The sequence below is a fragment of the Pseudomonas sp. NFIX28 genome (genome assembly GCF_900107395.1).
In the GTDB taxonomy this organism is placed as follows: Bacteria; Pseudomonadota; Gammaproteobacteria; order Pseudomonadales; family Pseudomonadaceae; genus Aquipseudomonas.
Window position 1 is genome coordinate 79418 of the sequence record NZ_FNPW01000011.1, and the last position, 13023, is coordinate 92440.

A 13023-nucleotide genomic window follows, 5' to 3' on the forward strand; every position below is an offset into this window, starting at 1 on the left:
GCGGGCTCGGCAGCGGCTACAGAGGAGCGGGTTCGGCAGCGGTTATGGAGGCGCGCGATCGGTGTAGCCACTGCCGCAGGCTGCGATCGGCCCGGAACGGGGCGCGCTCTTGGGGCCCTTGAAGGCCCTGCGGGCCTTGTCGCAGCCTCGCGGGCTCGGCAGCGGCTACAGAGGGGCGGGCTCGGCAGCGGTTATAGAGGCGCGCGATCGGTGTAGCCGCTGCCGCAGGCTGCGATTGGCCCGGAACGGGGCGCGCTCTTGAGGCCCTTGAAGGCCCTGCGGGCCTTGTCGCAGCCTCGCAGGCTCGGCAGCGGCTACAGGGGGTGTTCGGCAGCGGTTGGTTGTTATAGAGGGACGAGCTAGGCAGCGGCTACAGGTGCAGTGCTATCTGCGCGACATGGACCAATGAATTTTTCAGGAGTTACCCATGGCGAAGAAATCCAGGTCAGCCACCTTCATCAAGGACCCGCTCTGGTACAAGGACGCGGTGATTTATCAAGTTCACGTCAAATCCTATTTCGACTCCAATAACGACGGGATCGGTGACTTTCCCGGCCTGATCGCCAAGCTCGACTACATCGCCGACCTCGGCGTAAACACCATCTGGCTGTTGCCGTTCTACCCCTCGCCACGCCGCGACGACGGTTACGACATCGCCGAGTACCGTGGCGTCAGCCCCGACTACGGGACCCTCGCCGACGCCCGGCGCTTTATCGCCGGGGCCCACAAGCGCGGGCTGCGGGTAATCACCGAGCTGGTCATCAACCACACCTCCGACCAGCACCCCTGGTTCCAGCGGGCGCGCAAGGCCAAGGCCGGCTCCAAGGCGCGCGACTTTTACGTGTGGTCCGATAACGATCAGAAATACGACGGCACGCGGATCATCTTTCTCGACACCGAGAAGTCCAACTGGACCTGGGACCCGGTAGCCGGCCAGTACTTCTGGCACCGTTTCTATTCGCACCAGCCGGACCTCAATTTCGACAACCCGCAGGTGATGAAGGCGGTGCTGTCGGTGATGCGCTACTGGCTGGACATGGGCATCGACGGCCTGCGCCTGGACGCCATTCCCTACCTGATCGAACGCGACGGCACCAACAACGAGAACCTGCCCGAGACCCACGATGTGCTCAAGCAGATCCGTGCCGAGATCGACGCCAACTACCCGGACCGCATGCTGCTGGCCGAGGCCAACCAGTGGCCGGAAGACACCCAGCTGTACTTCGGGGATATGAAGGGCGACGACGGCGATGAATGCCACATGGCGTTCCACTTCCCGCTGATGCCGCGCATGTACATGGCGCTGGCCCAGGAAGACCGTTTCCCGATCACCGATATTCTGCGCCAGACCCCGGAAATTCCCGCCAACTGCCAGTGGGCGATCTTCCTGCGCAACCACGATGAACTAACCCTGGAGATGGTCACCGACCGCGAGCGCGATTACCTGTGGAACTACTACGCCGCCGACCGCCGCGCCCGGATCAACCTGGGGATTCGCCGGCGCCTGGCGCCGCTGATGGAGCGCGACCGCCGCCGCGTGGAACTGCTCAACAGCCTGCTGCTGTCGATGCCGGGCACGCCGACCCTGTATTACGGCGACGAGATCGGCATGGGCGACAACATCTACCTCGGCGACCGCGATGGCGTGCGCACGCCGATGCAATGGTCGATCGACCGCAATGGCGGCTTCTCCCGGGCCGACCCGGCGAGCCTGGTCCTGCCGCCGATCATGGACCCGCTGTACGGCTACCTGTCGGTGAATGTCGAGACTCAGTCCGGTGATCCGCATTCGCTGCTCAACTGGACCCGGCGCATGCTGGCGATCCGCAAGCAGTCCAAGGCTTTCGGCCGCGGCAGCCTGAAGATGCTGTCGCCGAGCAACCGCCGGATCCTGGCGTACACCCGTGAATACACTGGGCCCGACGGCAAGCACGAAATCATCCTCTGCGTGGCCAATGTGTCGCGCAGTGCCCAGGCCGCGGAACTGGACCTGTCGGCGTTCGCCGGCATGGTGCCGGTGGAGATGCTCGGCGGGAATGCCTTCCCGCCGATCGGCCAGCTGAATTTCCTCCTGACCCTGGCGCCTTATGGCTTCTACTGGTTTGTCCTGGCGGCGGAAAACCAGATGCCGAGCTGGCATGTGGAGCCGGCCCAGAGCATGCCGGACTTCACCACCCTGGTTCTGAAAAAACGCCTCGAGGAATTGCTCGAGGCCCCGTCGCGCACCACCCTGGAGCAAAGCTCGCTGCCCACCTGGCTGCCCAAGCGCCGCTGGTTCGCCGGCAAGGACAGCGCCATCGAGCAAGTGCACATCGTGTATGGCGTGCGCTTCGGCGATCCGCAGCATCCGGTGCTGCTCAGCGAGCTGCAGGTCAGTGGCGGTGGCCAGAGCGGGCGCTACCAACTGCCGTTCGGCCTGCTCGCCGAAGACCAGATCGGCGCCGCGCTGCCGCAGCAACTGGCCCTGGCCCGGGTGCGCCGTGGCCGCCAGGTGGGGCTGATCACCGACGCCTTTGCCCTGGAAAGCTTTGTGCGCAACGTCTTGCAGGCGATCCAGGCGCAAAGCGTATTGCCCTGCGGCGATGGCGAGATTCGCTTCGAGGCGACTCCGCAGCTGGCCGGGCTCGGCCTGGGCGGGGAACCGGAAGTGCGCTACCTGTCCGCCGAGCAATCCAACAGTTCGGTGGTGATCGGCGGCTGCCTGGTGCTCAAGCTGATCCGCAAGGTGGCCAGCGGGGTGCACCCGGAACTGGAAATGGGCGGCTACCTGACCGCCGCCGGCTTCCCGCACATTTCGCCCTTGCTCGGTTCAGTGAGCCGCCGTGACGGGCAGGGCGAGGACAGCCTGCTGATGATTGCCCAGGGCTACCTGAGCAACCAGGGCGATGCCTGGGAATGGACCCAGAACAACCTGGAGCGGGCGATCCGCGACGAGCTGGCCGACGCCGTGTCCGAGCAGGACCAGCATTACAACGCCCTGGGCGAGCTGCGCGACTTTGCCGGCATGCTTGGCCAGCGCCTGGGGGAAATGCACCAGATCCTCGCGGCGCCGACCGCCAACCCGGACTTTGCCGCGCAGCCGAGCACGGCCAAGGACGCCCAGGCCTGGGCGAAGCAGATTGGCGCGCAGTTGGAACGGGCCTTGCACTTGCTCAAGCAGCATCAATCCGAACTGACGGCCGAGGACCAGCAGCGCGTGGCGTCGTGGCACCAACACAAGAAGGCGATCCTGGCGCATATCCGGGACCTGGCGGAACGCGCGGTCGGCGGCCTGCGCATGCGCGTCCACGGCGACCTGCACCTGGGCCAGGTCCTGGTGATCAAGGGCGATGCCTACCTGATCGATTTCGAGGGCGAACCGGCACGACCGCTGGAAGAGCGGCGGGGCAAGCACAGCCCGTACAAGGATGTCAGCGGCGTGCTGCGGTCCTTCGATTACGCCGCGGCGCTGGCATTCAGTGGCCAGGCCCTCGACGCCTCGGCCCAGGCCCTGGTGGCCCGGCAGCGGGTGACCGAGCGCTACCTGCACGAAGCCCGCGAGTCGTTTGTCCAGGCGTATCGGCTGGCGACAGCTAGTCTTGGTCATGCCTGGCAGGACAAAAACGGCGAGGACGCGGCGCTGACCTTGTTCAGCCTGGAGAAAGCCGCCTATGAAGTGGCGTATGAAGCGGAAAACCGCCCGGCCTGGCTCGCCGTGCCGTTGCGGGGACTGCAGGCGTTGTTGAGCGGTGTGAAAGCCTTTTCCGAAACAAAAAGTGGTGGAGAACAGTCATGAGTTTCTTGAACAAGGGACAGGGTGAGGTCAGGCAGGCGATGCCTGCCGCCAGGGATGTCGAGGCACTGGTGCGTGCCGAGCACCAGGACCCCTTTGCCGTGCTCGGTCCCCATGACGACGGTGCCGGTGGCCAGTTTATTCGGGCCTTCCTGCCGGGTGCGCTGAGCGTGCAAGTGCTGGCCCGTGATGGCGTTACGCTGCTTGGCAGCCTTGACGGCACGGAAGTGCCCGGGCTGTTTGTCGGCCATCTGCCCGTGGCCCAGCCTTACCTGCTGCGCATGCAGTGGGCCGGGGGCGAGCAGGTCGCCGAGGATCCCTACAGCTTCGGCCCGTTGCTCGGCGAGATGGACCTGTACCTGTTCGCCGAGGGCAACCATCGCGACCTCAGTGCCTGCCTCGGCGCGCAGCTGAAAACCGTGGACGGCGTCGACGGCGTGCGCTTTGCGGTCTGGGCGCCGAATGCCCGACGGGTCTCGGTGGTCGGCGACTTCAACGTCTGGGATGGGCGCCGGCACCCGATGCGCCTGCGCCATCCGTCCGGGGTCTGGGAAATATTCATCCCGCGCCTGGGCCCGGGCGAAGCCTATAAATATGAAATTCTCGGCGCCCACGGCATCCTGCCGCTGAAGTCCGACCCGGTGGCGCTGGCCACCCAGATGCCGCCGGACACCGCCTCGAAAGTCGCCGGGCCGCTGACGATCGACTGGCAGGACTTCGACTGGATGCAGGGCCGTGGCGAACGCCAGCGCGCGGATGCGCCGCTGTCGATCTACGAACTGCATGCCGGCTCCTGGCAATGCGAGGTGGACGACCTGGGCGAAGTGGCGCGCCACTACAACTGGCATGAACTGGCCGGGCGCCTGATCCCCTATGTGCAAAACCTAGGCTTCACCCATATCGAGCTGATGCCGATCATGGAGCACCCGTTCGGCGGTTCCTGGGGCTATCAGCCGCTGTCGCAGTTCGCCCCCAGCGCCCGTTACGGCAGCGCCGACGACTTCGCGGCGTTCGTCAATGCCTGCCACCTGGCGGGCATCGGCGTGATCCTCGACTGGGTGCCGGCGCACTTTCCCACCGACGCCCACGGCCTGGCGCAATTCGACGGCACCGCGCTGTACGAATACGGCAACCCGCTGGAAGGTTTCCACCAGGACTGGGACACCCTGATCTACAACCTGGGGCGCACCGAGGTCCACGGTTTCATGCTGGCGTCGGCGCTGCACTGGCTCAAGCATTTTCACGTCGACGGCCTGCGGGTGGATGCCGTGGCCTCGATGCTCTATCGCGACTATTCGCGCAACGCCGGGGAATGGGTGCCCAATCGCCACGGCGGGCGCGAGAACCTCGAAGCCATCGACTTCCTGCGTCACCTCAATGATGTGGTGGCCCTCGAGGCGCCGGGCGCCCTGGTGATCGCCGAGGAGTCCACGGCCTGGCCCGGCGTCAGCCAGAGCACCCAGCAGGGCGGCCTGGGCTTCGCCTACAAATGGAACATGGGCTGGATGCACGATTCGCTGCATTACATCCAGCAGGACCCGGTGTACCGCGCCCATCACCACAACGAGCTGAGTTTCGGCCTGGTGTATGCCTGGTCCGAGCGCTTCATCCTGCCGATCTCCCACGACGAGGTGGTGCACGGCAAGCATTCGCTGATCGACAAGATGCCCGGCGACCGCTGGCAGAAGTTCGCCAACCTACGCGCCTACCTGAGCTTCATGTGGACCCATCCGGGCAAGAAGCTGCTGTTCATGGGCTGCGAATTCGGCCAGTGGCGCGAATGGAATCACGATCAGCAACTGGACTGGTACCTGCTGCAATACCCCGAGCACCGTGGGGTGCAGAAACTGGTGGGCGACCTCAACCGGCTGTACCGCGAGCACCCGGCGCTGCACGAGCAGGACCACGCACCTCAAGGTTTCCAATGGCTGATCGGCGACGATGCGATCAACAGCGTCTATGCCTGGCTGCGCTGGAGCAAGGAGGGCAAGCCGTTGCTGGTGGTGGCCAACTTCACCCCGGTGCCGCGCCAGGCCTACCGGGTCGGCGTGCCGTTCGCCGGGCGCTGGGGCGAATTGCTCAACAGTGATTCGGACACCTACGCCGGTTCCAACTATGGCAACGGCGGCGGGGTGTTCACCGAAGACGTGGCGAGCCATGGCCAGGCGTTGTCGCTGGTGTTGAACCTGCCGCCGCTGGCGGTGCTGATCCTGCAACCAGAGGCTTGATCCGGCTAGCCGTCGCGCCTGCAGGGCAACTCCTGCAGGCGCGAGCTGGCTGGCGATAAGCACCAAGTGTCGCTGAAACCCCAATTCCCGTAGCCGCTGCCGCAGGCTGCGATCGGGCTCGTAGAGCCCACAACCCGGATGACGCGTATGGCCGATGCTCCCTTGGCATCGGCTGCGCCGCCGAGCGCAGCATGCTGCAGCCATTACAGGCTTTTACCAGCGCATCCGCACACCCAGGCTGCCGATCAGCCCGTTGAGGTCGTTGTCATCCACATCGCTGCTGTAGTCGGCGCTCACGTACAGGCTGACGACCGGCGTGAGCCTGGCCACCAGGCCCAGGCCGACCTCGACGGTGGAGGACTTGCGGCTGCTGCTGATCTTGTCGACCTTGTCCAGGGTCAGCACATCGCCGCTGTACACCGTGTGCCACAAGCTGGTGCGCACATAAGGTTCCACCGAGTGCCCGGCCACGTCGTAGTGACCTTGCAAGTGGGCGCCGACGCGGCCGCTCCAGGAGTTCAGGTTGCCGGCGGAACTGCCGCCGCCGCTGTCAGCGTTCGGGTTGTCCAGGCTGATGCGCTGGTTGATCAATTGCGCCTGCGGTTCGACTACCCAGTTGTCGCTGATGCCGATGGGAATCCCGCCCTGTACCGACAGGGTCACCGCGCTGCCCTCGGCAGCTTGCCGCTGGCCCTGTCCGGTGCGGCTGAAGCCACTGACCCGGGCACCGCTGGCCGACAGATCGACATGCCAGCCCTGGGGACCGGTGAGGCTCCAGAACGCGCCGAGGCTTTGTCCCTGGACGCTGATGCTGTCGTTGCGCGGGTCGCTGAAGCCGCCGGGCATGCCCTGGCTGTTGGCCTGGAACTGGCTTTGGCCGCCCAGCAGGCCGACGCGCTGGGTATGGCCGCTGCTGCTTTCGAGGGTGTAGAGCACCGAGCCGCCGGGCATGCCGTTGAAGCTGCTGGCAAAACGCGAACCGAGGTAGCCGACTTCAGTCTGCCGCGCCGCGGGACCGTAAAGCGGATCCCACGCCTGCGGGCGGTCTTGCACGATACCCAGGCTGTTGCCCACGGGCTGGCTGGCCGGCATGGGCGCCTGGGGTGTCGCGGGTGTGAGCAGACTGTTCAAAAGCAGGTCCTGGCGATACCAACGCTGCGCCTCGTCCTCGGCAGGGGATGCCTGCGCCTCCATGGAAGAGCACAGCAGAACCGAAGCAGAAACTGTGCACAGAATGATTTTGATCTCTTGTGGGGTGAGTGAAGTTTTCATGGGGGCTACCTTGCAATCGCATGCCGTGTCTCGCTATGGCGTCTCTCCTACCCCGAATGAGGGGCGACCGAGTTCGTTGAGGCAAGGCGCGTCGACCCGCTCTAGAGCAGGGGTTTCGGACTTGCCCCTGGTGATTTGTCCGGGGGTAGTAAGCTGTAGCTAAGGAGACGACAAGGCAGACGTCAAGAAAATGACCGACCAATGGCGTAGGTAATTCAGGCGATGTAAACGACTGAAAAAACGTGGTTCTCTAAGTTCTTGTTTGTGCGAAAAAACGTCGGCAAGGGCAGGGGCAAGCGGATTTTCAGTAGCCCACTACCGACCCGCCCCTGGGCGGGCGAATCGGCAGGGTTGGGCGACCCTCGGCGGGTTTTCAGCCTTGGGCCAGCTCCGTGGCCGCCTCGTCGATCAGGCCGGCGACCTCGGCGGGCTGGGAGGCGAGGGATGCATGGCTGGCCGCCAGGCTGATGATCTTTCTCGCCCCCAGGCGCGCAGCCATGCGTTGCTGGTTCTGCGGGGCGATCATCCGGTCCTCGGTGGAAATCTGGTACCACGACGGCTTGTGCTTCCAGGCGGGGGTACCGATGGTGTTGCCGAAGGTATTGGCCAGCGGCGCCTTCTGGGTCAGGCCCATGACCAGCCCGTCCTGCTCCGGCAGATCCTGGCAGAAGCTTTCATGGAAGCGCTCCGGCTTGACCCACAAGTAGCCGTCGCTGTCGGGCAGCAGGTTCGCCGCAGCCTCGGGCGGGTGCTGCTGGGTGATGCCGCCAGGGCTTTCGCCGGCATCGGGGGCGAACGCGGCGATGTACACCAGGCCCGCGACATTCGGCGCCAGGCCGGCTTCGGTGATTACCGCGCCGCCGTAGGAATGGCCGACCAGCAGCACCGGCCCTTCCTGCTGGGCCACCAGCTTGCGGGTACGCTCGACGTCATCGGCCAGCGAAGTCAGCGGCAGCTCCACTGCGCGAATCCGCGTGTAGCCGCGTTGCAGCAGCTCGACTATGACTTTGTTCCAGTGGGCGGCACCGCCCCAGAAACCATGGACCAACACAATCACGGGTTTATCGCTCATGGGGTGACTCCTTGGTAATAACACCAGACAGCGGCCCGACGCTGCGGGCAGCGATCGGAATGAGAGGCTCGAGTATCGATGACAATCGCCGCCTGCGCACGATCCCGGCGCGGCGATTGTTTGTGCGAATGTTTTGGGCGGTCGCTCAGAGGTGCACTTCCACCGCCAGCGGCAGGTGATCCGACAGGTGCGTCCAGGGCTTGTGCCCGAGGATCTTCGGCGCATGGCTGGTGGCGTTGCGCAGGTAGATGCGGTCCAGGCGCAGCAGTGGCCAGCGCGCCGGGTAGGTCTTCGCCGGGCGGCCGTGGTGGCGCTCGAAGGCTTCGTGCAGGTCGTCGCGGCGGGCGAGGGTGGTGTTGCCATGCAACTGCCAGTCGTTGAAATCGCCGGCGATGATCACTGGCGCGTCGTCCGGCAGTGCCTCGAGCAACAGGCACAGCAACTCCAATTGCAGTTGGCGATGGCTTTCCAGCAGGCTCAGGTGCACGCAGATGGCATGCACCTCGGCGTGCCCCGGCACATCCAGCACACAGTGCAACAGCCCGCGGCGTTCCGGGCCGGTGATCGACACATCGAGGTTGCGGTACTGGCGGATCGGGTATTTCGACAGCAGGGCGTTGCCGTGATGGCCGTCGGGATAGACCGCGTTGCGCCCGTAGGCGAAGTCGCTCCACATGCTGTCGGCAAGAAATTCGTACTGCGATTGCTGTGGCCAGTTGCTGTAGCGGTTGGCGTGACGCTCGTGCTCGCCGAGGACTTCCTGGAGGAACACCAGGTCGGCCTGGGTGCTGCGTACCGCATCACGCAGCTCCGGGAGAATGAAACGACGGTTCAGGGCGGTGAAGCCCTTGTGGGTATTGACGGTCAGGATTCGCAGGCGATGGATCGCCTGGGTTTCGTCCGGCGTTGCCGGCGTGACCGGGCGCCTGGTTGAATCGGTGCTCACGCTCACTCCTCGTAATCAGGGCGGTTACTCATGCGACTGATACTTTGCCGGTCAGTTCAGGTTGCCCCCGATCGGCATAGGCCGGCGGTGCCCTACATGAAAATGATTTCGTAGGACTGGCGCAGCCGCTCCAGCACCACCGACGTCAGCGTCGGGGCCAGGCCGATGCCCGGATCGCCCTGCAATTGGCTGGCGTAGGCATGCGCCGCATGGCGCTTGCGGGCCACGGTCCAGGTGTCCAGGCGCAGCTTGCGGGCGCGGTGCCAGGGCAGCAGGTGCTCATCGCGCGCCGGCCAGTGCCAGGCCAGCACCGGCATTTCGTGGAAGGCCACGCCGGCCCGGGCCGCGGCCCTGGCGCTGGCCCGGCCGACGGCATCGTGGTCATCGTTGCCGTCTTCGCGCCAGGTGCTGAACACCACGTCGCCGGGGCGCAGGTAGCGGCCGATGAACTGGCTCAACTGGTGCTCGCGGTCTTGCAGCGCATTGTCGACAAAACCGCCGCGAATCCATTTCAGGCTATGCAGGGGCAGCCCGAGGCGGCGCAGGGCCTCGACACTTTCCTGGGGGCGAAACACGCTCAGGCGCCGCTCCGACCACAGCTCGGAGCCGGGGTGGCTGGCGCTGCCGTCGGTGACGGAAATCAATTGCAGCGGATGGCCGTGGTGGGCCAGGACTTGCAGCAGGCCGCCGCAGATCAGCACTTCATCGCCCGGGTGCGGGGCGATGATCACCGCGCGGCATCCGGGCGGTACCAGGCTGGCGATGTTGATGGGGGGGACGTCGGGCAGATGGCGAGCGCCGTTCCAGACCTGCTCCGGCCAGTTGTCGCTCAGAGGTATGGGCTTCATGGGTATCACATCCTTGTTCCGGGGCAGTCGGCGCGCGGTGATAAGCCGGGCCCGCTTGGGTTCGCGCCCGGTGTCGGTCCGGGTGCCGGCGCTCCATACCTTGGATTGCCGTCCTGCAAGAGCGTTCAATCATGCGTGGCCACTGGCCACCATCACAGGGGCCGGCGGCGTATTCCGATCGCCACGCTCAGCGGTTCAAGATAGCCGGAAATGGGGAAATGGCACCATCGTACATTTGTATGATGCGCTGCCCGCGATCGGATTCCTGGATGGCCAGGAACCTGCTCAATCGTCGTTCTCGTGTTGCAGTTCGAACAGCAGCAGCGAGCGACCGGTCACCGAATACTGGTGGCCGAACTCGAAACGTTCCTGGCCTTTCACCGCCGGCTGGTTGGTGTCGATCATGCAGGTCCAGAAGCCGCCGGGGGGCACTTCCGGCAGGCTGAAGTTGACGATGTCGTGGTGCGCGTTGACCACCAGCAGCAAAGTGGCGTCGGCGCCGGGGCGGCGTATGCCGGTTTCCTGGGCGCGGCCGTCGAGCAGCATGCCCAGGCAGCGGCCGTGGCTGTCCTGCCATTGTTCGATGGTCATCTCGCTGGCGTCCGGGGCCAGCCAGGTGACGTCCTTGACCCCGATGTCCTCGTTGTAGCTGCCCACCAGGAAGCGCCCGCGGCGCAGGATCGGATAAGTCATGCGCAGCTTGATCAGGCGCTTGACGAATTTCAGCAACGACTTGCCATCGTCGTCCAGGTCCCAGTTGACCCAGCCGATTTCGCTGTCCTGGCAATAGGCGTTGTTGTTGCCGTGCTGGGTGCGGGCGAACTCGTCGCCGGCGACGATCATCGGCGTGCCCTGGGCCAGCAGCAGGGTGGCGAAGAAATTGCGCATCTGGCGCAGGCGCAGCGCATTGATCTGCGGGTCGTCGGTGGGGCCTTCGACGCCGTGGTTCCACGACAGGTTGTTGTTGCTGCCGTCCTGGTTGTCCTCGTCGTTGGCCTCGTTGTGCTTGTCGTTGTACGACACCAGGTCATGCAGGGTGAAGCCGTCGTGGGCGGTAACGAAATTGACAGAGGTGTAAGGCCGCCGACCGCGCTGGTTGAACATCTCGCCGGAGGCGGTCATGCGCGCGGCGAAGTCGGCGAGCTGGCCGTCGTCGCCTTTCCAGAAGGCGCGCACGGTGTCGCGGAACTTGTCGTTCCACTCCACCCAGCCCGGCGGGAAGCCACCCACCTGATAACCGCCAGGGCCGATGTCCCACGGCTCGGCGATCAGTTTCACCTGGCGCAGCACCGGGTCCTGGCGGCAGGCCACGAGGAAGCTGTGGCGCTCGTCGAAGCCATCGTGGTAACGCCCGAGAATGGTCGCCAGGTCGAAGCGAAAACCGTCCACGTGCATTTCCGTGGCCCAGTAGCGCAGCGAGTCGGTGACCATCTGCAGCACGCAAGGGTGGCTCAGGTCGAGGGTGTTGCCGGTGCCAGAGTCATTGATATATAAGCGTTTTTCGTCAGGCATCAGGCGGTAGTAGGAGGCATTGTCGATACCGCGCATGGACAGGGTCGGGCCCTGCTCGTTGCCTTCGGCGGTGTGGTTGTAGACCACGTCGAGTATCAGTTCGAGACCGGCCTCGTGCAGGTGCGCGACCATTTCCTTGAATTCGGCGATCTTGCCGCTGGCCAGGTAGCGCGGGTCGGGGGCGAAGAAGGCGATGCTGTTGTAGCCCCAGTAGTTGGTCATGCCCTTGTGCAGCAAATGCTGATCGTTGACGAAGGCGTGGATCGGCAGCAGCTCCACCGAGGACACCCCGAGCTTGCGAATGTGCTCCAGCACGTCGTCGACCATCAGCCCGGCAAAGGTGCCGCGCAACGCCTCCGGCACCGAGGGGTGGCGCATGGTGTAGCCGCGCACGTGAGTCTCATAAATGATCGTCTTGTCCCAGGGCACGCTGACCCGATGATCGTGGCCCCAGGTGTGGGCCGGGTCGATCACTTTGCATTTGGGCACGAAGGGCGCGCTGTCGCGTTGGTCGAAACTGAGGTCGGCATCAGGGTGGCCGATGGTGTAGCCGAACAGCGCCTCGGACCATTTCAGTTCGCCGACCAGTTGCTTGGCGTAAGGGTCGATCAACAGTTTGTTGGGGTTGAAGCGATGACCGTTGGCCGGGTCGTAGGGCCCGTGTACCCGGTAGCCGTAGACCAGCCCGGGGTGGGCGTCGGGCAGGTAGCCGTGGAAGATCTCGTCGGTGTATTCCGGCAGCTCGATACGCTCGAGTTCGACTTCGCCCGTGGCATCGAACAGGCACAGCTCGACCTTGGTGGCATTGGCCGAAAACAGCGCGAAGTTGACCCCCAGGCCGTCCCAGGTCGCGCCCAGCGGGAAGGGCAGGCCTTCGCGAATTCGTGTGGGTTCGGTGGTTGGCGGGGTTTTCGGCGTGGCGGCGGCTTTGGACGTGGTCATGAATGCTCCTGCAAATCAGATGGGCGAACAGGCCCTGTGGCGCATGGGCGCGCCACACACATGGGGAAGGGTGGCGAAGGTGGGGCGCGCGGGTGCCTTGGCGGCAAGGACGTCAGAGGGCCGGTGGCTTGCGCGGTGCCCGCGGCTTTTTCACTGCGCTGCTGGCTCCGGCGGCGGCCTTTTCTCCGGGAGGCGTCACCGGCGCCGCGGCCGCGGGCTTGGCGGCGGCCTTGGGCTTTGCCGCTGGCTTGGGGCTGGCGGCACGGGTTGCCTTGGGCGGCGTGCTTGGGGCCATGGCCTCGGCCTCGGCCAGCTTGCGGGCCATTTCCCAATGCCGGTGTTCCTGCCCGTCGGGCCGGCCTTCCGACTCCCAGATTTGATAGGCGAACTCACGAATGCGTTTGTCGTCGGTACTCATCGCAATGCTCCTG

General features: G+C 65.1%; 8 protein-coding genes. 2 read left to right on the plus strand and 6 right to left on the minus strand.

The genetic code is table 11. The features are described 5' to 3' along the window. The first annotated feature begins 427 nt into the window (after positions 1 to 427). Positions 428 to 3775: a maltose alpha-D-glucosyltransferase gene (gene treS / locus BLV20_RS20595; RefSeq protein ID WP_092304318.1), complete on the plus strand. Its 3348-nt coding sequence runs from the start codon at positions 428 to 430 to the stop codon at positions 3773 to 3775. Then, positions 3772 to 6000 (plus strand): 1,4-alpha-glucan branching protein GlgB, encoded by a 2229-nt coding sequence (gene glgB / locus BLV20_RS20600; RefSeq protein WP_092304319.1) that lies wholly within the window; start codon positions 3772 to 3774, stop codon positions 5998 to 6000. Before treS ends, glgB begins: the two co-directional genes overlap by 4 nt. Positions 6001 to 6213: 213 nt before the next feature. On the opposite strand, the gene BLV20_RS20605 is transcribed toward glgB, so the two are convergent. The 6 genes from BLV20_RS20605 to BLV20_RS20630 all read right to left on the minus strand — a co-directional run bounded on the left by BLV20_RS20605 (position 6214) and on the right by BLV20_RS20630 (position 13010). Next, positions 6214 to 7272, minus strand: a complete 1059-nt coding sequence (locus BLV20_RS20605; RefSeq protein WP_092304320.1) for an autotransporter domain-containing protein — start codon at positions 7270 to 7272, stop codon at positions 6214 to 6216. A gap of 373 nt (positions 7273 to 7645) precedes the next feature. Beyond that, complete coding sequence (locus BLV20_RS20610; RefSeq protein WP_092304321.1) at positions 7646 to 8344, minus strand: alpha/beta hydrolase; 699 nt, start codon at positions 8342 to 8344, stop codon at positions 7646 to 7648. 145 nt (positions 8345 to 8489) lie between these two features. Further along, a complete protein-coding gene (locus BLV20_RS20615) occupies positions 8490 to 9290 on the minus strand; it encodes an endonuclease/exonuclease/phosphatase family protein (RefSeq protein ID WP_092304322.1) in 801 nt (266 codons plus the stop codon). Between the two features lie 92 nt (positions 9291 to 9382). Beyond that, complete coding sequence (locus BLV20_RS20620) at positions 9383 to 10138, minus strand: PIG-L deacetylase family protein (RefSeq protein WP_092304323.1); 756 nt, start codon at positions 10136 to 10138, stop codon at positions 9383 to 9385. Positions 10139 to 10423: 285 nt separating this feature from the next. Next, the gene (glgX, locus tag BLV20_RS20625; protein WP_092304324.1) at positions 10424 to 12592 is read right to left on the minus strand and encodes a glycogen debranching protein GlgX; all 2169 of its coding nucleotides are present in this window, start codon (positions 12590 to 12592) and stop codon (positions 10424 to 10426) included. Between the two features lie 112 nt (positions 12593 to 12704). Further along, complete coding sequence (locus tag BLV20_RS20630) at positions 12705 to 13010, minus strand: DUF2934 domain-containing protein (RefSeq protein ID WP_092304325.1); 306 nt, start codon at positions 13008 to 13010, stop codon at positions 12705 to 12707. Between the last annotated feature and the right edge of the window lie 13 nt (positions 13011 to 13023).

Coding starts and splice junctions, on each gene's coding strand:
- glgX (WP_092304324.1), bottom strand. CDS start 12,592: ATGACCACGTCCAAAGCCGCCGCCACGCCGAAAACCCCGCCAACCACC.
- BLV20_RS20610 (WP_092304321.1), bottom strand. CDS start 8,344: ATGAGCGATAAACCCGTGATTGTGTTGGTCCATGGTTTCTGGGGCGGT.
- glgB (WP_092304319.1), top strand. CDS start 3,772: ATGAGTTTCTTGAACAAGGGACAGGGTGAGGTCAGGCAGGCGATGCCT.
- BLV20_RS20630 (WP_092304325.1), bottom strand. CDS start 13,010: ATGAGTACCGACGACAAACGCATTCGTGAGTTCGCCTATCAAATCTGG.
- treS (WP_092304318.1), top strand. CDS start 428: ATGGCGAAGAAATCCAGGTCAGCCACCTTCATCAAGGACCCGCTCTGG.
- BLV20_RS20605 (WP_092304320.1), bottom strand. CDS start 7,272: ATGAAAACTTCACTCACCCCACAAGAGATCAAAATCATTCTGTGCACA.
- BLV20_RS20620 (WP_092304323.1), bottom strand. CDS start 10,138: ATGAAGCCCATACCTCTGAGCGACAACTGGCCGGAGCAGGTCTGGAAC.